The sequence below is a fragment of the Achromobacter sp. KK8 genome (assembly GCF_054188005.1).
In genome coordinates, this window is record NZ_CM135178.1 from 4,683,955 (window position 1) to 4,707,082 (window position 23,128).

Genomic DNA, 23,128 nt, shown 5'->3' on the forward strand with positions numbered 1-23,128 from the left:
TCGGATCGGGCGGGAATGGAAATCAATCTCAGATTGTAAGCGCGGCCGGCGCCCGGCAGCGGCCGCGGCCACGGGCCGCCGCGTCTTAACGAAATCTTGAACCCCGATGGCGGAGACTGTCCGCCGATGTGAATGGTTCGCGTTACCCGCAAGCCCGCGGGCGCGTCCAGGGTCACTGGATCGGGATTCTCCATGCGTTTGAAATTCGTGTTCCGCGCGGCGCTGGCTGGCGCCGCCCTGCTCTGCGCCGTCGCCGGCGCCCAGGCCCGCCAGGTGACCGACCTGGCCGGGCGCGTCGTGACCGTGCCCGACCATCCGCGGCGGGTGCTGCTGGGCGAAGGCCGCTTCGTCTTCGCCATGGCCTTGCTGGACCGCGCCGATCCGGTGGCCCGCGTGGTCGGCTGGCAGGGCGAACTCAAGCAGCAGGACCCCTACTCCTGGCAACAACTGGTCAAGCGCTTCCCGAAGGCTGCCCAGGTGCCGCTGATCGGCACCACCTCGGAAGCCAGCGTCAGTCCCGAAAAAATCGTCGCGCTCAGGCCCGACGTGGCGGTATTCAGCCTGAGCGGCCACGGCCCGGGCCGCAACAATCCCATGATCGCGTCGTTGCAGCAGGCCGGCATTCCCATCGTCTTCATCGACTTCCGCCAGCATCCGGTGCAAAACACCGTTCCCAGCCTGCGCATCCTGGGCCAGGCGCTCGACCGCCAGGAACAGGCCGAGCGCTACATTGCATTCTATGAATCGCACATGGCCAAGGTGCGCGACCTGGTGCAACCCGTGCCGCAGGCCGAGCGGCCGCGCGTGTTCGTGGAAATGCTGGCCGGCGTCTGGCCGGCGTGCTGCCACACCACCGGCAACGGCAGCTTCGGCGACCTGCTGCAGGCCGCCGGCGGCGTGAACGTGGCGGCGCCGGTGCTGCCGGGCGCGATCGGCGACGTCAGCATGGAATTCCTGCTGCAGTCACAGCCGCGGGTCTACATCGCCACCGGCAGCCGCTCCGAACCCGGCCGCCCGGGCCTGCTGGTCGGACCGGGCGCTGCCGCCGATGTCTCGGCCGCCAGCCTGTCCGCCTTGCTGCAACGCGACGGCATCCGCGACCTGGAGGCGGTCAAGCGCGGCCGCGCCTTCGGCATCTGGCACGCGTTCTACAACTCGCCCTACAACGTGGCGGCGGTGGAAGCCATGGCCAAGTGGCTGTATCCGGCACGCGCCGCCGCGCTCGATCCGCGCGCCACGCTCGACACGCTGTACCGCGACTTCCTCGACCTGGACGGCGCCGGCACCTACTGGACCGCGCCCGCCGCCCGTTGACCGGCTCTTCCCATGCAGACCCCCGCCACCATCCTGGCCGCCGACGGCATGCCGGACGATCCCGTCGCCCACTATCGCCGCACCCGCAGGCGGCGCCTGCTGCTGGCGCTGGCGCTGGCCGTGCTCATCGTCGCCAGCCTGCTGGCCGACCTCGCCACCGGCCCGGCCGGCCTGGCGCCGGCCGATCTGCTGCGCACACTGCTGCATCCCGACGGCGCCGACGCCGGCACCCGCGTCATCGTCTGGCAGTTCCGCCTGCCCTACGCGCTGATGGCATTGCTGGTGGGCGTGGCGCTGGGGCTGGGCGGCGCCGAGATGCAGACCATGCTCGACAACCCGCTGGCCAGTCCCTACACGCTTGGCGTGTCGGCCGCCGCCGCGTTCGGCGCCTCGCTGGCGATCACGCTGGACTGGCACCTGCCGGCTTTGCCGCCGGGCATGGTGGTGTCGTTGTCCGCCTTCGCCAGCACGCTGGTGTCGGTGCTGGTGCTGGAACGCGTGGCGCGCTGGCGCGGCGGGTCGACGCTGGGCGTGGTGCTGTTCGGCATTGCCTTGGTGTATGCCTTCCAGGCCCTGGTGATGCTGCTGCAATTCATCGCCAGCGAGGAAGCGCTGCAAGGCATCGTCTTCTGGACCATGGGCAGCCTGGCGCGCGCCAACTGGACCAGCGTCGGCGCGATGGCCGTGGCGCTGGCCCTGGCGCTCCCCTATTCCCTGCGCGACGCCTGGAAGCTGACGGCGCTGCGGCTGGGCGAGGAACGCGCCGCCAGCTTCGGCATCGACGTCAAGCGCCTGCGGCTGGTGAGCCTGCTGCGCGTCAGCGCGCTGGCGGCCCTGGCGGTGTCGTTCGTCGGCACCATCGGTTTCGTCGGCCTGGTGGCGCCTCACATCGCCCGGCTGCTGCTGGGCGAGGACCATCGCCACTACCTGCCCGGCAGCGCGCTGGCCGGCGCGCTGATCCTGTCGCTGGCCTCCGTCGCCTCCAAGACCGTGCTGCCCGGCGCGCTGGTGCCGGTCGGCATCGTGACCTCGCTGGTCGGCATTCCCTTCTTTCTCACCATCGTCATCCGCGCCCTCAAGCGCAGCTGACTCCTACCTTCACCGGAGACGCCTTCCCATGCACACCCGCTACCCGTTCGCCCTCGCCGCCCTGCTGGCCGCCGGCGCCGTCCACGCCGCCGCGCCCGCCTGCAGCATCGACGTCGAAGGCCAGCCCGGCAAAAAGTTCGCGCCCGCCCACATCGTGGTGCCCGCCACCTGCCGGGACTTCACGGTGCGCCTGATCCATACCGGCAAGAACAGCAAGGAAAAGGCCGGCCACAACTGGGTGCTGACCCGGACCGAAGACATCGACGCGGTGATGGTCGACGGCATGAAGGCGGGCGCGGCGCATGATTTCCTGGCCCCGGGCGATGGCCGCATCCTGGCCCGCACGCCGATGCTGGGCGGCGGCGAGACCGCCAGCGTCACCTTCCCCGTCAGCCGCCTGGCGGCCGGGCAGTCGTACACCTTCTATTGCTCGTTCCCGGCGCACGCCCAGCACATGCGCGGCACGCTGGCCCTGCAGCGGCCCTGACGCCATGGCCTCGCGGCAGAGCCCCGACACCCCGGCCGCGCTGGAGATCCGCGCGCTCGATGCCGGCTATGGCGCGCGCCCGGTGCTGCGGGGCCTGCGGGCGGGCCCGCTGCGCGAAGGCACGCTGACCGCGCTATTGGGTCCGAACGGCAGCGGCAAATCGACGCTACTCAAGACCCTGGCCGGCCTGAACCCCATGCAGGCCGGCGAACTGCGGCTGGACGGCGCCGATTTCGGCCGGCTGCCGCCGGCGCGGCGCGCGCAACATGCGATGTACATGCCGCAGGCCCTGCCCAGGGGCGTGCACATGACGGTGCTGGAATCGGTGCTGGTGGCGGCCCGCTCCGGCCGCGCGCGCCAGCCCGGCGACGTGCTCATGGGCGAGGCCATGCGGGTGCTGTCCGAACTGGGCATCGGCGCCCTCGCCAGCCGTTGCCTGGATGAGCTGTCCGGCGGCCAGAAGCAGTTGGCCTCGCTGGCCCAGGCCCTGGTGCGGCGGCCGCGCCTGCTGTTGCTGGACGAGCCGCTGTCGGCGCTGGACCTGAATTACCAGTTCCACGTCATGGACGTGCTGCGCCGGCAGACCGCAAGCCATCGCCTCATCACGCTGGTGGTGCTGCACGACCTGAACATCGCCCTGCGCCACGCCGACCATGCCCTGCTGCTGCACGGCGGCGCGCTGCTGGCCGAAGGCCCGCCGCGCGAGGTGGTCACGCGCGATACGCTGCGCCGCGCCTATGGCGTGCTGGCCCGGGTCGAACGGTGTCCGCAGGGCCAACCGCAAGTGCATGTGGACGGATTGGCCCATATCGGATTGGCCCATATCGCCTAGATCAGGAACTGCCGGTAGGCCTCGTTCGCCGTCTCTTCCGAATGGGCGTAGCCCAGCTGCGCCAGGAAGCGGTCGAGCGCCGCGTCGTCGGCCACCGGCGCCTGGATGCCCACCAGCACCGAACTGAAGTCGGCGCCCTGGTTGCGGTAGTGGAACAGGCTGATGTTCCAGTTCGGCGCCATGGCGGTCAGGAACTTCATCAGCGCGCCCGGACGTTCCGGAAATTCGAAGCGGAACAGGCGTTCGCCGCCCGCCAGCGGCGAACGCCCGCCGACCATGTAGCGGATGTGCTGCTTGGATACCTCGTTGTGCGTCAGGTCGCTGACCGCGAAGCCCTGCTCCTGCAAGCCGCGCATGATGTCCGCGCCCTCGCCGCGCCGCGCGATCTGCACGCTGACGAAGATGCGGGCGGTGCGGGCGTCGGCGATGCGGTAGTTGAATTCGGTCACGCTGCGCTGGCCCATCACCGCGCAGAAGCGGCGGAAGCTGCCGCGCTCCTCGGGCAAGGTGACGGCGAACACCGCCTCGCGCGCCTCGCCCACCTCGGCGCGGTCGGCAACGAAGCGCATGCGGTCGAAGTTCATGTTGGCGCCCGAGGTGATCGCCACCAGCGACTGGCCGCTCACGCCCTCGCGCTCCACGTATTGCTTGAGTCCGGCCAGCGCCAGCGCGCCCGCCGGCTCCAGCACGCTGCGCGTGTCCAGGAAAACGTCCTTGATCGCCGCGCAGACCGCGTCGGTGTCCACCAGGATCACTTCGTCGAGGAACTGGCGGCACAGGCGGAAGGTCTCTTCGCCCACCAGCTTGACCGCGGTGCCATCCGAGAACAGCCCCACCTCGGCCAGGCTGACGCGCTCGCCCACCTGGATCGACTGCGCCATGGCGCTGGAATCGACCGTCTGCACCCCGATCACCTTGACGGACGGATCCACCGCCTTCATGTACACCGACACGCCCGCCGCCAGGCTGCCGCCGCCGATCGGCACGAACACCGCGTCCAGCCGCCCCGGATGCTGGCGCAGGATCTCCATGCCGACCGTGCCCTGCCCGGCGATCACGTAGGGATCGTCGAACGCCGGAATGAAAGTCAGATCCTGATCGCGCGCCAGCGTCTGCGCGTAGGCGTAGGCATCGCTGTAGGAGTCGCCCGCCAGCACCACCTGCACCGTCGGCCCGCCGAAGGCGCGCACCGCGTCTACCTTCACCTGCGGCGCGGTCTGCGGCACCACGATGGTGGCGCGCACGCCGAGCCGGGCGGCGGAGATCGCCACGCCCTGGGCGTGGTTGCCGGCCGACGCGGTGATCACGCCGCGCTCCAGCGCCGCCTGCGGCGTGTTGCGCATCTTGTTGTAGGCGCCGCGCACCTTGAACGAGAACACCGGCTGGTTGTCCTCGCGCTTGAGATGCACGCGGTTGCCCAGCCGGCGCGACAGGCCGTGGGCCGGGTCCAGTTCGGTTTCGCGGGCGATGTCGTAGACGCGCGCGGTCAGGATCTGGCGCAGGTATTCCATGGGCGCGGCGCGGCCCGCGGTGAATGCATCGGTGTCGGTGGGGGTGGCTTGCGGTTGTTGCATGGGAACTCTCTGCGGCTTTTTCGGGGGCTGGGCCCGGCAGAGGCGGCAACAACAAACCCGCCTCGTGGGGCGGGTTTGTTTGACTGACTGCGGTCGCGCGTTAACCCACCATTCCAGGAATGATGGTAATAATCAGCGAAATGCGGACGGCGCGGGAAGTCATGGGGCGTAGCTTCCCGCAAGCGCGGCGGTTTGTCAAATCGGCCCGCCTTGGGCATAGGGCCGCACGGGCGCCGGCAGCTCGTCCAGCGGCCGGTGCCGCGCCAACTGCGCCAGCACGCCGCGGAACATGTTCCTCCTGCCCGCGGCGTCGGGCACCCGCCGCACGAACAGGTATTCGAAATGCGCCAGCAAGCGGCGCAGCATGTCGGCGTCCAGCGCCAGCAGGATCTGGCGCAGGTCGTCGGGCAGCACCTCGTCGGGCGAGCACAGGAACAGGCCCATCTGCATGCGCGTCAAGGGCTTGGCGCGGTACAGGGCCTCGCTGGCCGCCAGGCATGCCTGGCGATCATCCAGGGCCAGCAAGGTGGTGCATTTCAAGACCATCAGGAACACCTGGAATTCGGAACCGGGTTCGGCCAGGCCGATGCCCTGGTCGAAATGCTCGATGGCTTCCCACAGGCGGCCGCGGTTCAATCGCAACTGGCCCAGCACCGCAAAAGCGGACGCGAACGCGGTGCTGCGCGCGAAGGCCTCTTCGGCCAACGCCTCGGCCAGCGCCAGGTGGCCGTGGCTGACGAAGCACAGCAGCTTGGCCGCCGCCAGCGCCAGCATCGGATTGGCCCGCACGTGCGGCAGCGCCTGGAACACCAGCGCCTCGATCTGCGGCTCGAGCTCGGCCGGGACGCTGGACAGGTCCAGCACCAGCCGCGCGTACAGGTGCGAGGCCCACATCAGCGCGGTCTGCGGATCGTCGGGATTCTCGGCGCGCAGTTTCTCCAGTTCGGCCTCCGACTCCAGCCAGCTTTGCGGGGTGCGCGACAGCAGCACCGCGGCACTGTGCAAGCGCAACTCGATCGGCTCGTCGGAGGGGCCGGCCACGTCGCCGCGAGCCCGTGCCAGGCTGCGCCAGATTTCGCTTTTCAGGCAAGCCGCGAAAGTCGCGGCGGCGGTCCGGCCGACGTCGGGACCGTCCCCGGGCGCGATGGTCCAGCGCTCGGCGCGCAACGCCGCCCCGCTGGCCGCTTCGCGCAAAACCACCGCGCAATGCACGCCGGCCTCGTCCTGGCGCAAACCAACCTCCACCCGGAATGGCGCGCGCGCTTCGGCGGCGGCCGCCAGCGACAACAGGCTGACGCCCCGCTCGCTCGGCAGGCGCGCCCGCAATGCCGCGGCCAGGTCCGTCAGGAAGGCTCGCACCCGCGGCTCGGCGCGCAAGGCCTCGGGGCCGGCCGCCGGCCCGATGGCGACATAGACGTCGCCGCCCGGCCCCGGCTCGGCCGCGGCGATCCAGCTGTAGCCTTCGCCGTAGCTGGTGGCGATGAAACGGGGCGCGCGCGCGGAATCGCCGAGCTTGGCGCGCAGGCGATTGATCAACAGGTCGACGCTGCGCTCGAGGGCGTCGCCGTCACCGCGCTGGGTCACGTCCAGCAGGCGCTGGCGCGGCAGGATCTGGCCCACGTGTCCGGTCAACAAGGCCAGCGCGGCACTTTCGACGGGCGTGAAGTGCACCGTCCTGCCATCGGTACCGCTGGCATAGCGGAACTTCGGATCGAACAACAGATTGCCAAACCGCATTGCCTCTCTCCGCGCCGGGCCTCTCACAACGCCCATCGTCATCCGGCGCCCCGCTCTCACCCGCCCGCGCGCTTTGGCGCGACAGTTGCGGCATATTAGCCAATACTTGCACGCCGTTACCAGAGGTTGTCGATCTTTGGCGCCATTCCTGGACGCAAAAAACCGCCCATCCGGCCACTGGCGCACGCCCGGCGGACGATTGGCGCCCATTTCCGCGCACGCCGCGCGGGTCACGGTATTACAATGTTCGATTCGTGGCAGTCGCACCTTCCAGGCGGTCGGGCTTTTGGACCAGCAAATAAAGGGCGGGCGGCGCCATGTTGAGCCGACCCGGGCCCGCCTGTGTCGGTTCAAACGAACCCACTCTCGACAACATCTACCGGCTGACGCCGCATAGCATGTTCGGGTTTGCGCCTAGCGCCACCGCCGAACAGATTCAAGGATCATGTCTCTTACTCCGAAGATTATCTACACCCTCACCGACGAAGCTCCGGCGCTTGCAACCCGTTCCCTGCTGCCGATCGTCCAGACCTTCGCGAAGTCCGCTGGCATTACCGTCGAAACCCGCGACATCTCCCTGGCGGGCCGCATCATCGCCCTGTTCCCCGACTACCTCGACGACAGCCAGAAGCTGGGCGATGCCCTGTCCGAACTGGGCGCCCTGGCGGTCCAACCCGAAGCCAACATCATCAAGCTGCCCAACATCAGCGCCTCGATGCCGCAGCTCAAGGCCGCCATCAAGGAACTGCAAGACCAGGGCTACAAGCTGCCCGACTACCCTGACGCCCCGGCCAACGACACCGAGCGCGACGTCAAGGCGCGCTACGATAAGGTCAAGGGCAGCGCCGTCAACCCCGTGCTGCGCGAAGGCAACTCCGACCGCCGCGCGCCGCTGTCGGTCAAGAACTACGCCCGCAAGCACCCGCACAAGATGGGCGCCTGGACGGCTGACTCCAAGTCGCACGTCGCGCACATGGACAGCGGCGACTTCTACGGCACCGAAAAGTCGGCCCTGATCGCCGAAGCCGGCGACGTCAAGATCGAGCTGACCGCCGCCGACGGCACCAAGACCGTGCTGAAGGAAAAGACCCCGGTCAAGGCCGGCGAGATCATCGACGCCGCCGTGCTGTCGACCGCCAAGCTCAAGACCTTCCTGCAGGCCCAGATCGACGACGCGCGCGCCCAGGGCGTGCTGTTCTCGGTGCACCTGAAGGCCACCATGATGAAGGTCTCCGACCCCGTCATCTTCGGCCACGTGGTGTCCGTGTTCTACAAGGACGTGCTGGCCAAGCACGCCGCCGTCCTCAAGCAGGCCGGCTTCGATCCCAACAACGGCATCGGCGACCTGTACGCCAAGATCCAATCGCTGCCCGCCGACCAGCAGGCCGCGATCACCGCCGACATCGACGCCGCCTACAAGACGCTGCCGCAGCTGGCCATGGTGAACTCCGACAAGGGCATCACCAACCTGCACGTGCCCAGCGACGTCATCGTCGACGCCTCCATGCCCGCCATGATCCGCGACTCGGGCAAGATGTGGAACGCCGAAGGCAAGCTGCAGGACGCCAAGGCCGTCATCCCCGACCGTTGCTACGCCGGCGTCTACCAGGCCGTCATCGACGACTGCAAGCAGCACGGCGCCTTCAATCCGGTCACGATGGGCAGCGTGCCCAACGTCGGCCTGATGGCCCAGGCCGCCGAGGAATACGGCTCGCACAACAAGACCTTCGTCATCCCCGCCGCCGGCACCGTGCGCGTCACCGACGCCTCGGGCAAGGTGCTGCTGGAGCAGGCCGTCGAGGCCGGCGACCTCTGGCGCATGTGCCAGACCAAGGACGCCGCCATCCAGGACTGGGTCAAGCTGGCCGTCACCCGCGCCCGCGTCAGCCAGACGCCGGCCGTGTTCTGGCTGGACGAAAAGCGCGCCCACGACGCCCAGGTCATCGCCAAGGTCAAGCAGTACCTGAACGACCACGACACCAACGGCCTGGATCTGCGCATCCTGGCACCGGTCGAGGCCACCAAGTTCTCGCTCAAGCGCATCCGCGAAGGCCTGGACACCATCTCCGTCACCGGCAACGTACTGCGCGACTACCTGACCGACCTGTTCCCCATCATGGAGCTGGGCACCAGCGCCAAGATGCTGTCGATCGTGCCGCTGGTCGCCGGCGGCGGCCTGTTCGAAACCGGCGCCGGCGGTTCGGCGCCCAAGCACGTGCAGCAGTTCCTGGAAGAAGGCTTCCTGCGCTGGGACTCGCTGGGCGAATTCATGGCCCTGGCCGCTTCGCTGGATCACCTGGGCCGCGCCTACGACAATGCCCGCGCGCAAGTGCTGGCCAAGACGCTGGACCTGGCCACCGCCAAGTTCCTGGACGAGAACAAGTCGCCCGACCGCAAGGTCGGCGGCCTGGACAACCGCGGCAGCCACTTCTACCTGGCGATGTACTGGGCCCAGGCCCTGGCCGAGCAGACCGACGACCGCGCGCTGGCCGCGCTGTTCGCCCCGGCCGCCGCCGCGTTCGCGCAAGGCGAAGCCAAGATCCTGGAAGAGCTCAAGGCCGCCCAGGGCAAGCCGGTCGACATCGGCGGCTACTACCAGCCGAACGAAGACAAGGCCAGCCGCGCCATGCGCCCCAGCGCCACGCTGAACCAGGTGCTGGCCAACATCGGCTAAGCCCCCCGCCCCGGGCCGCCTGGCCCGGTGGCGCAAAAAAAGCCGGCGGTTCCGCAAGGAGCCACCGGCTTTTTCTTTGTTGCGGGATGCCGGGCCGCAGGCGGGGCCCGTCCCGGCATCCCGCTCTCGACCCGTGCCCCGCCGCGCGCTGCTCAGGTCTGCGACACCCTGCGCATCCGTCGTATCTGCAACCACTGCAGCGCCACGGGAACCAGCGACAGCCCGATGATGATGACCGACACCCAATGCAGGTTGGCGCGCACCCAGGCGATGGAGCCGAGCCAGTAGCCCGCCAGCAGCATCGAGCCGCACCAGGCAATGGCGCCGACCACGTTGTAGATGAAGAACGTGCGGCGCGGCATCTGCGACAGCCCCGCCACGAATGGCGCCAGGGTGCGCACGATGGGCACGAAGCGCGCCACCGTGATGGTCATGGCGCCGTAGCGGGCGAAATAATCGCGCGCCCGTTTCAGGTGATCCGGCTTGACCCAGCGGCTATGCGCCAGCTTCTGGCCCCAGCGCGACGAGGCAATGGCATAGTTGAGCGCGTCGCCGGCAATGGCGGCCGCCGTGATGGCCGCCAACGACGCCAGCGGGTCGATGCCCGCCAGCCCCAGGAACGCGCCGGCCGCGAACAGCAGCGAATCGCCCGGCAGGAACGGCATCACCACCAAGCCGGTCTCGATAAACACGATGGCGGCGATGATGCAGGTGCCCAGCACCCAGTTCTGCGCCAGCAGCGCCATCAGGCCCTGCTCGCTGGTCAACCACGCAAACATCTCGGTAATGCTCATACGGATCCCGCCCTTCTTTTTTCATGGCCGGTGGCGCCGGCCGCGTCATGGATGAAGGGTCGCAGTATGCAGCGGGCCGCGTCGATATTTCATCAAATCCGGGCGCCGCCGACGAGACAGCCGCGGGCCTCGCGGCGGGCGCCGCTCAGCGCTCGGCCATCAACCGATCGAGCCGCAGCCGGCCGCGCTCGTCCGTCAGCCGCCGCATGGCGCCATAGGCCGCGCCCATCGCCGCCATGCCGCTGGCGCCGCACAGCAGGAACATCAGCAGGATCTGGTACTTGGCCGCATCGATCGGGTCCATGCCGGCGATGATCTGGCCGGTCATGATGCCAGGCAGCGTGATGATGCCGGCCGCCGACATCTGGTTGATGCTGGGCACGATGCCGCGCCGCACCGACTCGCGCAGCAACGCCGCGAAGGCCTGGTGCGCGGTCGCGCCCAGCGACAGGCGCGCCTCGATCGCCAGCTTGTCGCGGCGCACGCCCGACAGCACCCCGTCCAGCGCCAGGCTGGCGGCATTGAGCACGCTGCCCAGCACGATGCCGACCAGCGCAATGGTATAGCGCGGGTCGTACCAGGGTTCCGGGCGCAGCGCGGTACTGAGGATGAACAGCGCGGTGACCACCGTGGTGGCCACCACCGCCATCGTGCCCACGTGCCCGTTGCCGTGGCCGGCCAGCCGCCCCTTGGGCCGGGCCGCGACCTCGCGCGCCGCCAGCGCCATCATCACCGCCACCACCAGCGCGGTCAGCCAGGGCGCCGCGTGCGCGAACACGATACGCAGGATATGGCCGACCAGCAGCAGCTGCACCACGGTGCGCAGCGCCGCCCACAGCACCTGGCGCTGCAGGTTCAAGCGCAACGCGAACGAAATGCCGGCCGACAGCAGCACCAGCAGCGAGGCGATGACCAAGTCCAGCGTCTCCAGCTTGATCACGTCCATTGCGGCTCCAGCTTGCCCTGCTCCATGCGCCAGCCGCGCCTTCCCATGCGGCGCGCCTGCTCGGGATTGTGGGTGACCATGAGGATGGCCGCGCCACCCTCCAAATAGCGGCGCAGTTCGGCCTCGACGCGCGCCGTGGCCTCGGGATCCAGCGCCGCCGTGGGCTCGTCCAGCAGCAAAGCCCGCGGCGCCTGCGCCAAGGCCCGCGCCAGGGCGGCGCGCTGCCGTTCGCCGGTGGACAGCTCCTGCACCAGGGCGTCCATTTTTTCCGGCGCCAGGCCCAGGCGTTGCAACAGTTCGGTGGCCAGGGTCCGGTCGGCGAAATGCCGCGCGACGCGGTCGTCCCACCAGCCGGCCTCGGCCTGGCAATAGGTCACCTGGCGGCGCCATTGCCAACCGCGCATGCCGGAACGCGGCGCGCCGTCCAATTCGACTTCGCCATGGCCCGGATCGAGATCGGCGACCTGGCGCAACAGCAGCGACTTGCCCGACCCCGAAGGGCCGGTGATGGCGGCGCATTCGCCCGCCGCCAGATCCAGGCTGACGGGCGCCAGGCGTTCGCTGTAGACGCCGCGCAGCCTGAGCACGGGAGGTTTCTGTGACATGGCGGCAAGCATAACCCGCGCGCGCCAGGCATATGCGCGGCGCCGCGGCGCGCCCTCGATGCCCTCTCGGGTCCATGCATGAGCTTATGCGTTTCGGCCATGTCCCTATGCGCTTTGCCACCCTGCATATGGGCGCCGCCTCGGTGGCTGTGGCAATGCTTCGCCGCAAAAAACCATTTGCTAGAGTGTCTGTATTGCAAATGAAAATCATACCTACACAGATGTTCAATTCATGCAATACCGGCGATGGAAATTCTTTGTTGTTGCAGTGGACCGACGGACCGACGAGCCGCTCGCGTCCCGTTCCGCCTGACTAGCCGGCCCTGTTCCGAGTATGCCCTGCCCCGGGCATCGTCCGTGCAACGAGAGACTCCGCAAAAGGCGTAACCATCATGAACCGTGAAATCTATGACTTCGTCGCGATCGGCCTAGGCCCTTTCAACCTCAGCCTGGCCTGCCTGTCGGCGCCCTTGCCCGGCGTGCGCGCCCTGTTCCTCGACAAGAAACCCGGCTTCGACTGGCATCCGGGCATGCTGATCGAGGCCTCCACGCTGCAGAACCCGTTCCTGGCGGACCTGGTCAGCCTAGCCGATCCGCGCAGCGAATACAGCTACCTGAACTACTGCAAGCAGACCGGCCGCATCTACTCGTACTACATGCGCGAGAACCACTACCTGACACGCGCCGAGTACAACCGCTATTGCAAATGGGTGGCCGCGCGCCTGCCGAACCTGCGCTTCAACAGCGACGTGCAGAGCGTGCTGCATGACCCCGAGACCGACACCTACCTGGTCACCGGCCAGCACAGCGTCAATGGCGAACGCTTCATGGTCCGCTGCCGCAAGCTGGTGCTGGGCCTGGGCTCGCAGCCGGTGCTGCCGGCCTGCTGCGACCGGCGCGAAGCGCCCTACATCCACAGCGCCGACTATCTGCGGCACAAGGAACAGCTGCAACGACGGACGTCGATCACCATCGTGGGTAGCGGCCAGAGCGCGGCCGAGGTGTTCCACGACCTGCTGCGCGACAGCGACGAACACGACTACAGCCTGGCCTGGATCACCCGTTCGCCGCGCTTTTTCCAGATGGAGAACACCAAGCTCACGCTGGAACTGATTTCCCCCGACTACACCAATTATTTCTACGACCTGCCCGAGGCTCGCCGCCGCCAGATCCTGGCCGAGCAGAGCAGCCTGTACAAGGGCATCAACGCGTCGCTGATCAACCAGATCTACGACCTGCTCGATGAAAGGATCCACAACGGCGACAACCGCTACACGCTGCTGACCAATGCCGAATTGCGCGCCAGCCGCCATGACCGCGGCACCGGCCGCTACCAGCTGGAATTCCGCCACGTCGATACCGGCCAGCCGTTCTCGCATTCGACCGATGGCCTGGTGCTGGCCACCGGCTATGCGCGCAGCATCCCCAGCTGCGTCAATCCCATCCACGACCGCATCGCCTGGGCCGACGATGGCGGCTACCGCATCGCGCGCAACTACACCATCGACCATGGCGGCAACGAGATCTTTGTGCAGAACAGCGGCCTGCTCAGCCATGGCGTCACCAATCCGGACCTGGGCTTCTGCTGCTACCGCAACTCGCAGATCCTGCGCGAACTGACCGGCCACGAGCATTACGCCATCGAACCGCGCACCGCCTTGCAGGATTTCCGTCCGCCGGCCGGCGGCGTGCTGGCGCATCGCGCGGCGCAAGCGGCGCCGGCGTGCCGCGGCGGCGTGGCGCCGGAACTGATGCCCCTGCTGGACGGCCATCGCGCCGCCACGGTCTGATACCCCGGGAGCCCGCCATGATCACCATGACCGCCGCCTTCCTGGGCGAGATCGACCGCCAGGCGCGCAGCCACTATGACGAGGGCGCGGGCCTGGCGCTGCGGCCGCTCGATCCCGCCGCCGATGCCGCGCTGCTGCGCCAGTGGTTCGCGATGGACTACGCCCGTTTCTGGTCGATGCAGACCTTCACCGAAGCGCAGGTGCGCGAGTTCTACGAAGCGCTGACCGACAGCGGCCACGCCGGCGCCTGGCTGGGCAGCCACGACGGCCGCCCCGCTTTCCTGGTCGAGTGCTACGACCCCGCCCACGACCAGGTCGGCGAGCACTACCCGGTGCGCCCCGGCGACCTCGGCATGCACATCTTCATCGGCCCGCCGCGCGTGCGCATCCCGAATTTCAGCCGCAACGTGCTGGCCTTCGTGATGCGCTTCATGTTCGACCGCCTCCAGGCCCGGCGCGTGGTGGTGGAACCCGACAGCAACAATAGCAAGATCCATGCGCTCAACCTGGCCATGGGTTTTGTCTACGCCGGCCAGGCGCGTTTTCGCGAGAAGACCGCCAGCATCGCCTTCTGCACCCGGCAGCAATTTGAACAGGCCCAACTCCAGGAGTCTTCCCTATGAGCACCCAGCCCCATCCCGCCCAGATCGCCAGCCACCTCGCTCCCGAGGTCTGGGACAAAGTGAACCGCCTGCTGGTGAAGAAGGCCATCTCGGAATATGCCCACGAATGGCTGCTGGAGCCCGAACGGCTCGGCCCCGCCGAGGCGCCCGGCTTTGACCGCTACCGCTTGGTGCTGGCCGACGGCCATGCCGAATACCAGTTCGACGCGCAGCTGATGGCCATGCGCCACTGGCGCATCCCGCCCGAGTCCATCAGCAAGACCATGGCCGGCACGCCCGCGCCGCTGGACGCGCTGCAGTTCGTCATCGAGATCCGCGACAAGCTCGGCATGCCCGAGGACCGCCTGCCGATCTACCTGGACGAGATCACCAGCACGCTGCACGGCAGCGCCTACAAGCACACCCGCGCCGCGCCCGCGGCCGCCGAATTGGCGCTGGCCGATTACCAGACCATCGAGACCTCGATGATCGAGGGCCACCCCAGCTTCGTGGCCAACAACGGCCGCCTGGGCTTCAACGCCGAGGACTACCACGTCTACGCCCCGGAATGCGCCAGCCCGATCCGCGTGATGTGGCTCGCGGTGCACAAGGACAATGCCCACTTCGCCTGCCTGTCGACCATGGACTACGACAGCCTGCTGCGCGACGAGCTGGGCGCCGACACCGTCGCCCGCCACACCCAGACCCTGCGCGATCAGGGGCTGGACCCGGCGGACTACTTCCTCATGCCGTCGCACCCGTGGCAGTGGTTCAACAAATTGTCGCTGGCGTTCGCGCCCTACGTGGCCTCGCGCAAGATCGTGTGCCTGGGCTACGGCGACGATGACTACCTGGCGCAGCAGTCGATCCGCACCTTCTACAACATCAGCCAGCCGGGCAAGCACTACGTGAAGACCTCGCTGTCGATCCTGAACATGGGCTTCATGCGCGGACTGTCGCCTTACTACATGTCCGGCACGCCGGCGATCAACGAGTACATCCACGGCCTGATCAACGCCGATCCGTGGCTGCGGGAGAACGGCTTCACCATCCTGCGCGAAGCGGCCTCGCTGGGGTTCCGCAACTACTACTACGAAGCGGCCATCTCGGTCGACACGCCCTACAAGAAGATGTTCTCGGCGCTGTGGCGCGAGAACCCCACCGCGCTGATCGGCGCCAACCAGCGCCTGATGACCATGGCCGCGCTGCTGCACGTCGATCCGCAGGGCCGCGCGCTGCTGCCGGAACTGATCCGCGCCTCGGGGCTGGATGCCGCCGCATGGCTGGAGCGCTACGTCGACGCCTACCTTACGCCGCTGGTGCACTGCTTCTATGCCCACGACCTGGTGTTCATGCCACATGGCGAGAACGTCATCCTGGTGGTCCAGGACCACGTGCCGGTGCGCGCCTTCATGAAGGACATCGCCGAGGAATCGTCGATCCTCGACCCCAACGCCGCCCTGCCCGAGAACGCCCGCCGCCTGGCCGCCGACGTGCCCGAGGAATACAAGCTGCTGACCATCTTCGTGGACGTGTTCGAAGGCTACTTCCGCCATCTGTCCCAGGTGCTGGTCGACAACGGCGTGATGGACGAGGACGCTTTCTGGAAACTGGTGGCCGGCCGCATCATCGCCTATCAGGAGGCCCATCCCGAACGCCTGGAAAAGTACCGCCAGTACGACCTGTTCGCGCCGGAGATGATCCATTCGTGCCTGAACCGCCTGCAGCTGGCCAACAACCTGCAGATGGTCAACCTGGCCGACCCCATCGGCAGCTTCCAGATGGCGCCCAACCTGGCCAACCCGATTGCCCGCCACCGGCCCCAGTGGCTGGGCCAGGCCGACACCGCGCAGGCGCTTGCGTGAACCGCGACCTGGACGATCTGCTGGCGCTGACCGGCCGCCTGGTGCCCGGGCTGTCGGGCCAGGTCGCGGCGGCGCCCGGGCCGGGCATCCGCCCGGGCGCCGACAACGCCCAGGCCATCGCGCGGCTGCGCGATGTCTGGGGGCAGCGCTATCCGGAGGCCGGGCCACACTACCTGGCTTTGCGCTGCTGGGGGTTGCTGATCTGGCAGCCCGTCTACCTGAGCGTGATCGCCGCGCATCGCAGCGCGATCGTGCCCGACCTGTCGGGCATGATCCAGCCGGTGCCGGACGACGGTTTCATCATCGGCTACACCCTGGAGCGCCATGAACCCTTGCGCGGCGGCCTGCGCCACCGCATGCAGGCCGCCGCCGCGCAACTGCGCAATATCTGCGCCACCTTCTACCGCGAACTGACCCAGGTGCTGCGGGTGAGTCCGCGCGCCGCCGAGAGCATGCAGGCCGATTGCGTGCTGTATGCCCTGCTGGCCGCGCGTCACGACGACGGCGCCGCCGCCAACGACTGGGCCCAGCGGCAGGCCATCGAATGGATGGACCTGCTCGGCCTGCGCGGGCGCAGCGGCTACCTGACCTGGCGGCGCGCGGACCTGCCGGTCATCGCCGTCGATCGGCAGGTCTGCTGCCACTACTTCCGCAGGCGCGACGGCGACTACTGCAGCACCTGCCCCAAATTGGATCTTGCCGAACGCATGACCCGGATCGACGCCGAGAGCGCCGTGCCCGCCTGAAGGCGGCCGGGCCTTGCGGGACGGCACAAGGAGTCGGAAATGACGGACATTGGCCGCCTCGAGCACGTGCGCGAGGCCTTGAGCCCGCTGCACGTTCGGGCCTATTTCGACCAAGCCCTGTTCGAACGCGAACAGGAACGGATATTCAAGCAATCGCCCATCTACGTGGGCCACGAGAAAGTCGTGCCCGAACCAGGCGACTGGCGCCGCCTGCCGCACGAGGACGGCGGCCGGGTGCTGGTGCGCAACGCCCATGGCGTCGAGCTCGTCTCCAACGTCTGCCGCCACCGGCAGGCGCTGATCCTGGGCGGCGAGACGGGCGCGGTGACCGGACCCGGCAACCCCGCCGGCAACCTGTCGGCCAGCGGCGGCAACATCGTCTGCCCGCTGCACCGCTGGACCTACGACAACCGCGGCCAGATCCTGGGCGCGCCGCAGTTCCCCAGCACGCCCTGCCTGAACCTGCCGCGTTTTCCGCTGAAGAATTGCCATGGCCTGCTGTTCGAGGGCCCGCGCGATCCGCGCGCCGACCTGGGCCATCTGTTCGAGCGGCCCGAGTTCGACTTCTCCGACTACGTGCTCGACCACGTCGAGGTGCACCAGTGCAACTACAACTGGAAGACCTTCATCGAAGTCTATCTGGAGGACTACCACGTGGGGCCCTTCCACCCCGGCCTGGGCCGGTTCGTCACCTGCGAGGACCTGAGCTGGGAGTTCGGCCGCCACCACAGCCTGCAACGCGTGGGCGTGCATGACTCGCTGGAAAAGCCCGGTTCCGACGTCTACCGCGACTGGCACGACACGCTGATGCGCTATCGCGGCGGCTCGGCGCCCGACTTCGGCGCGATCTGGGTGACCTACTTCCCCACCCACATGATCGAGCTGTACCCGCACGTGCTGGTGCTCTCCACGCTCTACCCCAAGAGCCCGCAGGAAACCATCAACATCGCCGAGTTCTACTACCCCGAGGAAATCGCGCTGTTCGAGCGCGAATTCGTCGAGGCGCAGCGCGCGGCCTACATGGAAACCGCGGTCGAGGACGACGAGATCGGCGAGCGCATGGACGCCGGCCGGCTGGCGCTGCTGCGCCGCGGCACCTCCGAAAGCGGCCCATACCAGTCGCCGATGGAGGATGGCATGCAGCATTTCCACGAGTGGTATCGCGACATCATGGGCGAGGAACTGGGCGACTGCGCCGCGCCGTAGGGGGACGCAGGGGCCGGGCGCGCCGCAATTAAAACGGTGCCGGAGCGGTGAGAATAGCTGCAACAATGCGAACATATGCTATTCTCATTCTCACATTTGACGGTGTGCCGAACACCGCTACAGGGGCTCAACCCGTATCGCGAGTGACGATCTTGAACCCAGCACCCTCCCCCGCCCAATTCACCGTCGCCGACTTCAACCGCATGGGCAGCCAGAGCGGTTTCCGCTACCGCCTGCCGCAATTGAACGGCGCGTTGCGCGGCGACCCCGAGACCCTCTGCATCGCCGAAGGCCGCGTCGAGACCCACGCGATCCGACCGGGCCTGACCCTGGTGCTGTCCGACGTGCGCGTGCACCAGCACTACGAGGCCACCTCGATGATGTCGCCGCGCTTTTCCGCCATCGTCATGCTGCAGGGCCACGCCCAGACCCGCATCGATCGCCACGACGACGTCAGGCTGGCCGCGCACAGCGGCGTCAGCGCGCTTTACGGCGACACCGTCGCCATGACCGGCATCCACGCGCCGGGCCAACGCCTGCGCAGCATCAACCTGTCGCTGTCCGACCCCGACGGCGCCGGCGACGACCAGACCAGCGAGATGATCTGGAAGGCGCTGCGTTCGCCGTCGCTGCGGCTGCGCCGCTGGCAGGTCCAGGGCCATCTGCTGCAGGCCATCGAGCACCTGCTCGACTGCGGTTGGGACGGCCCGCTGCAGGCCATGCTGCGCGAAGGCGTGGGGACGCAGTTGCTGGCGCATGCGTTGGCGACACTGGAACAGCGCGCGCCGGCCGACAGCACGGTTTCGGAACGCGACCGCCAGTTGCTGGAACGGGTGCGCGAACGCCTGTACAGCGCGCCGGGCGAGGAACACACGCTGGACGAGCTGGCGCGGCTGGCTTGCATGAGCCCGAGCACGCTGCGCGCCAAATTCCAGGCGACCTACCAGCGCTCGGTCTTCAGCTGGCTGCGCGAACGGCGGCTGGAAGTGGCGCGCGAACAACTGGCCCAGGGGTGCAGCGTGCAACAGGCGGCGCATTTCGTCGGTTACCGCCACGCCACCAACTTCGCCACGGCGTTCCGCGAGCGCTACGGCATCGCTCCCAGCGAACTGAACTGAGCGCCGGCCGTGCACGGCTTACGGCGGCGCCCATTGCTCTTGCGGCGTTCACCATTCCTGCAACCCACGATGACAGGCGACCATGCGGTTGCGCTTCCCAGCCCGGGAAGCCCCCGCCATGGATGCCGTCGTGTCACGCCGCGAACCCCTGCCTTCCTTTCCCATGATGGTGCTGATGCTGGGCCTGCTGTCCTGTGTCGCCCCCGCCACCATCGACGCCTACCTGCCCGCCTTCGGCGCGCTGGGCCGGGAATTCGCCGTGCCGCAGGAAACCGTGCAACTGACGCTGGGCGTCTACATGGCCTGCTATGCCTCCATGCTGCTGCTGCATGGCACGCTGTCCGACTCGCTGGGGCGGCGTCGCGTGGTGCTGGCTGCGCTGGGGGTGTACGTGTGCGGCGCGCTGATGGCGGCGCTGGCGCCCGGCTTCGGCTGGCTGCTGGCCGGACGCGCGGTGCAAGGCCTGTCGGCGGGCGCCGGCATCGTGGTCGGCCAGGCCATCATCCGCGATTGCTACGACGGCGCCGTGGCGCGTCGCGCCATGTCATACCTGATCCTGGTGTTCAATCTGTCGCCGGCGCTGGCGCCGATCCTGGGCGGCTACCTGGCCGCGCACCAGGGCTGGCGGTCCATATTCCTGCTGCTGACCGCGCTGGCCGCCGCGGCCTGGCTGCTGTGCGCGCGGCGCCTGCCCGAAACGCTGCCGCCCGATCGACGCCAGCCGCTGGCCTGGCGCACACTGGGCGGCAACTACGCGCGCGTGCTGGGCAACCGGCGCTACGCCGCGCTGGGCCTGGCGTTCAGCCTGCTGTTCGCCGCGCAGGGGTTCCTGATCGGGGCCGCGCCCGACTTCATCACCAATGTGCTGGGGTTGCCGGAAACCGATTTCGCCTACCTGTTCGTGCCGCTGGTGATGGGCGCCATGGCCGGCGCGCTGCTGGCGGCGCGCAAGGCCGGCCGCTGGTCGGACGGGCGCATCACGTTGCTGGCCTACCTGCTGATGGGAGGCAGCTGCCTGGCCTACGTGCTGTACATGGCCGCCGCCGAGCCGCCGCGCCTGCCCTGGGCGGTGCTGCTGCCGGGCCTGTTCACCTGCGGACTGGCCATGGGCGTGCCGGCCATGACGCTGCGCATCCTGGGGCACGTGCCGGACCTGTCGGGCACCGCCGCGTCCGTGCTGGGCTTCATGCAGATGCTGACGTTCTCCGTGGCCAGCGGCTGGGGCGTGCCGCTGGTCTACGGCCAGCCACTGCGGCTGGCCGTGGCCATGCTGGCCTGCGTGGCGGCCAGCGCCGCCGGTTGGGCCTGGCTGCATCGCTGCGCCGCGCCCGTGGCCAAGACCGAGGCCGGGCTGGGGTAGCGTGCCACCCCATGGGTTTGGTGCGGGCACATGCGCGCGACAGCGCGGCAGCCCGGCGGCGTTTTCCATATGCATTGCGTCGTCCGGCATACATCAGCCCAACGGTAAAAATCAATAATTCTCATTACCAAATTTTTCCGTTGGAGCTTGTCCTCATGCCGTCCGTCCTGCCCCCGCCCGCCGCGCAATCGCGCCGGGTGCGCCCTCTTGTCTACGCGATCCAGACGGCCCTGTTCTGCTCTGCCCTGACCCACCAGCAGGCCTTCGCCCAGGACGCCGCCGGCGCCGAAGCCGGCGAGGTGGCGCAATTGCCCGCCGTCACCGTCAGCGGCGCGGGCATCCCCGGCACCACGGAAGGCACCCGCTCCTATACCACCGACGCCATGAACACGGCCACGGGATTGACGCTGTCGCCGCGCGAGACGCCGCAGTCCGTCAGCGTGGTCACGCGCCAGCAGATCGAGGACCAGGGCCTGCGCGACACCGGTTCGATCCTGGCGAGCGCGCCGGGCATTTCGGTCACGCGCAGCGACAGCAACCGCTTGTCGTTCTCTTCGCGCGGGTTTGCCATCGACAACTTCCAGTTCGATGGCCTGAACTCGCCCATTCTGAGCCAATGGAACTACGGCGCCACGGACATCGACGCGGCCATCTACGATCGGGTCGAGATCGTGCGCGGCGCCACCGGCCTGATGACAGGTTCCGGCAATCCGTCGGCGGCGGTCAACTTCATCCGCAAGAAGCCGCTGCGCGAATTCGCCCTGTCCGGCAGCGCCAGCGCCGGCAGTTGGGACTACGTCGGCGGCGATGTCGACCTGTCGGTGCCGATCACCGAAAACGGCCGTATCCGTTCCCGCTTCGTGGCGGCCTACAATCAGGGCGACGATTACGTGACGTTCCTGGATTCACGCAAGCGCACCTTCTATGGTGTGGTCAGTGCCGACCTGACGCCGGACACCGTGCTGACCGCCAGCGTCGAGTACTTCCGCAACCAGAGCAACGGCTTCGGCAGCGGCTTTCCGCTGTTCTACAGCGACGGCTCGCGCACCGACTTCAACCGCTCCGTCGCCAACAACACCCGCTGGGCCCGCATCGACACCGAGTCCACCACCACCTTCGTCGACCTAACGCACCGTTTCGCCAACGACTGGAAGGTGCGCGCCGCCTACAGCCACACCGACGGCGACTACCGCATGAAGCAGCTCTATCGTGGCGGCTACCCCGATCGCGTCACGGGCGCCGGCATGACCAGCTCGTTCAACAACTACGATGGCGACCGTTCGCGCGACGACATCCACCTGACCGTGTCGGGTCCGTTCCAGTTGCTGGGCCGCAAGCACGAACTGGCGCTGGGCTGGATGAGCGTGAACGACCACAGCAACATTGGCCAGTACCTGATGACCGGCGCCAAGCCTGCCATCGGCAGCTTTTTCGACTGGCGCCAGGACCACATCGCCGAACCGACCTGGTCCGGCACCAAGACGCCCGCGGACGACCTGCGCGTCAAGCAGACCGGCGCGTACGCGGTCGGGCGCTTTTCGCTGGCCGACCCGCTGCACCTGATCCTGGGCGGACGCTGGAGCAACTGGGAAACCAACCAGACCTACTTCGGCAGCAAGCGCGCCTACAAGATCAACGACCAGTTCACACCCTACGCCGGCCTGCTGTACGACATCAACAGCACCTACACGGCCTACGCCAGCTACACCGAGATCTTCCAGCCGCAGAACGCGCGCACGCCCAGCGGCTCGATCCTGCCGCCGATCGACGGCAAGAGCTACGAAATCGGCCTGAAGGCGGCCTACCTGGACGGCCTGCTGAACGCCTCCGCGTCGATCTACCAGACGCGCCAGAACAATCTGGCGCAGGCCATCCCGGGCGAATCGGTCAGCGGCATGCCGGGCACGCAGGCCTATCGCGCCGCCTCGGGCGCCAAGGTCGAGGGCTTCGAACTGGAAACCAGCGGCCAGCTCACGCCCGGCTGGAACATCGGCGCCAGCTACACCCATTTCACCGCCAAGGACGCCGACGGCAAGCCGATCAACACCAGCCATCCGCGCAGCCTGTTCAAGGTGTACACCACCTACCGCCTGCCGGGCGACCTTCACCGCCTGACGGTGGGCGGTGGCGTCGACTGGCAGAGCCGCATGTACCAGTCCGCGGCCAGCCCGCGCGGCAACGTGGATGTCGAGCAAGGCAGCTATGCGCTGGTCAATCTGATGGCCCGCTTCGATTTCAGCAAGCAGGTCTCGGCCACCCTCAACCTGAACAACGTCTTCGACCGCAAGTACTACGACCAGATTGGCTTCTTCAGCCAGGGCTGGTATGGCGCGCCGCGCAACGTCATGCTGACCGTGCGCGCGCAGTATTGAAGATGGCGTCACACGGC

18 protein-coding genes are annotated in these 23,128 nt (G+C 68.1%); 13 read left to right on the forward strand and 5 right to left on the reverse strand.

Annotated elements, in window-relative coordinates; translation table 11 throughout:
- The first annotated feature begins 192 nt into the window (after window positions 1-192).
- Genes ACVN9Z_RS21750 through ACVN9Z_RS21765 form a run of 4 tightly spaced genes read left to right on the forward strand, consistent with a single transcriptional unit; the run spans window position 193 to window position 3,722 of the window.
- On the forward strand, window positions 193-1,314 hold the full coding sequence (locus ACVN9Z_RS21750; protein WP_458212609.1) for an ABC transporter substrate-binding protein: 1,122 nt from the start codon (window positions 193-195) through the stop codon (window positions 1,312-1,314).
- A gap of 12 nt (window positions 1,315-1,326) precedes the next feature.
- Window positions 1,327-2,403 (forward strand): FecCD family ABC transporter permease, encoded by a 1,077-nt coding sequence (locus ACVN9Z_RS21755; protein ID WP_458212610.1) that lies wholly within the window; start codon window positions 1,327-1,329, stop codon window positions 2,401-2,403.
- Between the two features lie 28 nt (window positions 2,404-2,431).
- A complete protein-coding gene (gene azu / locus ACVN9Z_RS21760; RefSeq protein ID WP_458212611.1) occupies window positions 2,432-2,890 on the forward strand; it encodes an azurin in 459 nt (152 codons plus the stop codon).
- A gap of 4 nt (window positions 2,891-2,894) precedes the next feature.
- On the forward strand, window positions 2,895-3,722 hold the full coding sequence (locus ACVN9Z_RS21765; RefSeq protein WP_053498097.1) for an ABC transporter ATP-binding protein: 828 nt from the start codon (window positions 2,895-2,897) through the stop codon (window positions 3,720-3,722).
- On the opposite strand, the gene ilvA is transcribed toward ACVN9Z_RS21765, so the two are convergent.
- Both ilvA and ACVN9Z_RS21775 read right to left on the reverse strand, forming a co-directional pair.
- On the reverse strand, window positions 3,719-5,296 hold the full coding sequence (gene ilvA, locus ACVN9Z_RS21770; protein WP_020927761.1) for a threonine ammonia-lyase, biosynthetic: 1,578 nt from the start codon (window positions 5,294-5,296) through the stop codon (window positions 3,719-3,721). The genes ACVN9Z_RS21765 and ilvA overlap by 4 nt on opposite strands.
- 195 nt (window positions 5,297-5,491) lie before the next feature.
- A complete protein-coding gene (locus ACVN9Z_RS21775) occupies window positions 5,492-7,033 on the reverse strand; it encodes a winged helix-turn-helix domain-containing protein (protein ID WP_054497026.1) in 1,542 nt (513 codons plus the stop codon).
- A gap of 445 nt (window positions 7,034-7,478) precedes the next feature.
- Here ACVN9Z_RS21775 and ACVN9Z_RS21780 point away from each other — a divergent pair, with 445 nt between their 5' ends.
- On the forward strand, window positions 7,479-9,707 hold the full coding sequence (locus tag ACVN9Z_RS21780) for an NADP-dependent isocitrate dehydrogenase (RefSeq protein ID WP_020927763.1): 2,229 nt from the start codon (window positions 7,479-7,481) through the stop codon (window positions 9,705-9,707).
- A gap of 152 nt (window positions 9,708-9,859) precedes the next feature.
- On the opposite strand, the gene ACVN9Z_RS21785 is transcribed toward ACVN9Z_RS21780, so the two are convergent.
- The 3 genes from ACVN9Z_RS21785 to ACVN9Z_RS21795 all read right to left on the reverse strand — a co-directional run bounded on the left by ACVN9Z_RS21785 (window position 9,860) and on the right by ACVN9Z_RS21795 (window position 12,052).
- Complete coding sequence (locus ACVN9Z_RS21785; protein WP_054497025.1) at window positions 9,860-10,501, reverse strand: VTT domain-containing protein; 642 nt, start codon at window positions 10,499-10,501, stop codon at window positions 9,860-9,862.
- Window positions 10,502-10,646: 145 nt separating this feature from the next.
- Window positions 10,647-11,447 carry an ABC transporter permease gene (locus tag ACVN9Z_RS21790; RefSeq protein WP_006384182.1) on the reverse strand — a complete coding sequence of 267 codons (801 nt, stop codon included), beginning with the start codon at window positions 11,445-11,447 and terminating at the stop codon, window positions 10,647-10,649.
- The gene (locus ACVN9Z_RS21795) at window positions 11,438-12,052 is read right to left on the reverse strand and encodes an ABC transporter ATP-binding protein (protein WP_223821407.1); all 615 of its coding nucleotides are present in this window, start codon (window positions 12,050-12,052) and stop codon (window positions 11,438-11,440) included. The genes ACVN9Z_RS21790 and ACVN9Z_RS21795 overlap by 10 nt, the downstream gene beginning before the upstream one ends.
- Window positions 12,053-12,444: 392 nt before the next feature.
- Here ACVN9Z_RS21795 and ACVN9Z_RS21800 point away from each other — a divergent pair, with 392 nt between their 5' ends.
- The 8 genes from ACVN9Z_RS21800 to fauA all read left to right on the forward strand — a co-directional run bounded on the left by ACVN9Z_RS21800 (window position 12,445) and on the right by fauA (window position 23,111).
- Window positions 12,445-13,842, forward strand: a complete 1,398-nt coding sequence (locus tag ACVN9Z_RS21800; RefSeq protein WP_054472373.1) for a lysine N(6)-hydroxylase/L-ornithine N(5)-oxygenase family protein — start codon at window positions 12,445-12,447, stop codon at window positions 13,840-13,842.
- Between the two features lie 17 nt (window positions 13,843-13,859).
- The gene (locus ACVN9Z_RS21805) at window positions 13,860-14,465 is read left to right on the forward strand and encodes a GNAT family N-acetyltransferase (protein ID WP_024068913.1); all 606 of its coding nucleotides are present in this window, start codon (window positions 13,860-13,862) and stop codon (window positions 14,463-14,465) included.
- Window positions 14,462-16,309 carry an IucA/IucC family protein gene (locus ACVN9Z_RS21810; protein WP_054497021.1) on the forward strand — a complete coding sequence of 616 codons (1,848 nt, stop codon included), beginning with the start codon at window positions 14,462-14,464 and terminating at the stop codon, window positions 16,307-16,309. The genes ACVN9Z_RS21805 and ACVN9Z_RS21810 overlap by 4 nt, the downstream gene beginning before the upstream one ends.
- On the forward strand, window positions 16,306-17,055 hold the full coding sequence (locus tag ACVN9Z_RS21815) for a siderophore ferric iron reductase (protein ID WP_006384177.1): 750 nt from the start codon (window positions 16,306-16,308) through the stop codon (window positions 17,053-17,055). Before ACVN9Z_RS21810 ends, ACVN9Z_RS21815 begins: the two co-directional genes overlap by 4 nt.
- 39 nt (window positions 17,056-17,094) lie before the next feature.
- Window positions 17,095-18,261: an aromatic ring-hydroxylating oxygenase subunit alpha gene (locus ACVN9Z_RS21820; protein ID WP_006384176.1), complete on the forward strand. Its 1,167-nt coding sequence runs from the start codon at window positions 17,095-17,097 to the stop codon at window positions 18,259-18,261.
- 203 nt (window positions 18,262-18,464) lie between these two features.
- A complete protein-coding gene (locus ACVN9Z_RS21825; RefSeq protein WP_020927768.1) occupies window positions 18,465-19,379 on the forward strand; it encodes a helix-turn-helix transcriptional regulator in 915 nt (304 codons plus the stop codon).
- A 130-nt stretch (window positions 19,380-19,509) separates the two neighbouring features.
- Window positions 19,510-20,739 carry a multidrug effflux MFS transporter gene (locus ACVN9Z_RS21830; RefSeq protein WP_325100428.1) on the forward strand — a complete coding sequence of 410 codons (1,230 nt, stop codon included), beginning with the start codon at window positions 19,510-19,512 and terminating at the stop codon, window positions 20,737-20,739.
- 167 nt (window positions 20,740-20,906) lie between these two features.
- Window positions 20,907-23,111: a TonB-dependent alcaligin siderophore receptor FauA gene (fauA, locus tag ACVN9Z_RS21835; RefSeq protein WP_054438273.1), complete on the forward strand. Its 2,205-nt coding sequence runs from the start codon at window positions 20,907-20,909 to the stop codon at window positions 23,109-23,111.
- The last annotated feature ends 17 nt before the right edge of the window (window positions 23,112-23,128 follow it).

Coding starts and splice junctions, on each gene's coding strand:
- ACVN9Z_RS21825 (WP_020927768.1), top strand. CDS start 18,465: ATGGGCAGCCAGAGCGGTTTCCGCTACCGCCTGCCGCAATTGAACGGC.
- azu (WP_458212611.1), top strand. CDS start 2,432: ATGCACACCCGCTACCCGTTCGCCCTCGCCGCCCTGCTGGCCGCCGGC.
- ACVN9Z_RS21805 (WP_024068913.1), top strand. CDS start 13,860: ATGATCACCATGACCGCCGCCTTCCTGGGCGAGATCGACCGCCAGGCG.
- ilvA (WP_020927761.1), bottom strand. CDS start 5,296: ATGCAACAACCGCAAGCCACCCCCACCGACACCGATGCATTCACCGCG.
- ACVN9Z_RS21790 (WP_006384182.1), bottom strand. CDS start 11,447: ATGGACGTGATCAAGCTGGAGACGCTGGACTTGGTCATCGCCTCGCTG.
- ACVN9Z_RS21820 (WP_006384176.1), top strand. CDS start 17,095: ATGACGGACATTGGCCGCCTCGAGCACGTGCGCGAGGCCTTGAGCCCG.
- ACVN9Z_RS21795 (WP_223821407.1), bottom strand. CDS start 12,052: ATGTCACAGAAACCTCCCGTGCTCAGGCTGCGCGGCGTCTACAGCGAA.
- ACVN9Z_RS21785 (WP_054497025.1), bottom strand. CDS start 10,501: ATGAGCATTACCGAGATGTTTGCGTGGTTGACCAGCGAGCAGGGCCTG.
- ACVN9Z_RS21755 (WP_458212610.1), top strand. CDS start 1,327: ATGCAGACCCCCGCCACCATCCTGGCCGCCGACGGCATGCCGGACGAT.
- ACVN9Z_RS21780 (WP_020927763.1), top strand. CDS start 7,479: ATGTCTCTTACTCCGAAGATTATCTACACCCTCACCGACGAAGCTCCG.
- ACVN9Z_RS21750 (WP_458212609.1), top strand. CDS start 193: ATGCGTTTGAAATTCGTGTTCCGCGCGGCGCTGGCTGGCGCCGCCCTG.
- ACVN9Z_RS21775 (WP_054497026.1), bottom strand. CDS start 7,033: ATGCGGTTTGGCAATCTGTTGTTCGATCCGAAGTTCCGCTATGCCAGC.
- ACVN9Z_RS21810 (WP_054497021.1), top strand. CDS start 14,462: ATGAGCACCCAGCCCCATCCCGCCCAGATCGCCAGCCACCTCGCTCCC.
- ACVN9Z_RS21765 (WP_053498097.1), top strand. CDS start 2,895: ATGGCCTCGCGGCAGAGCCCCGACACCCCGGCCGCGCTGGAGATCCGC.
- ACVN9Z_RS21800 (WP_054472373.1), top strand. CDS start 12,445: ATGAACCGTGAAATCTATGACTTCGTCGCGATCGGCCTAGGCCCTTTC.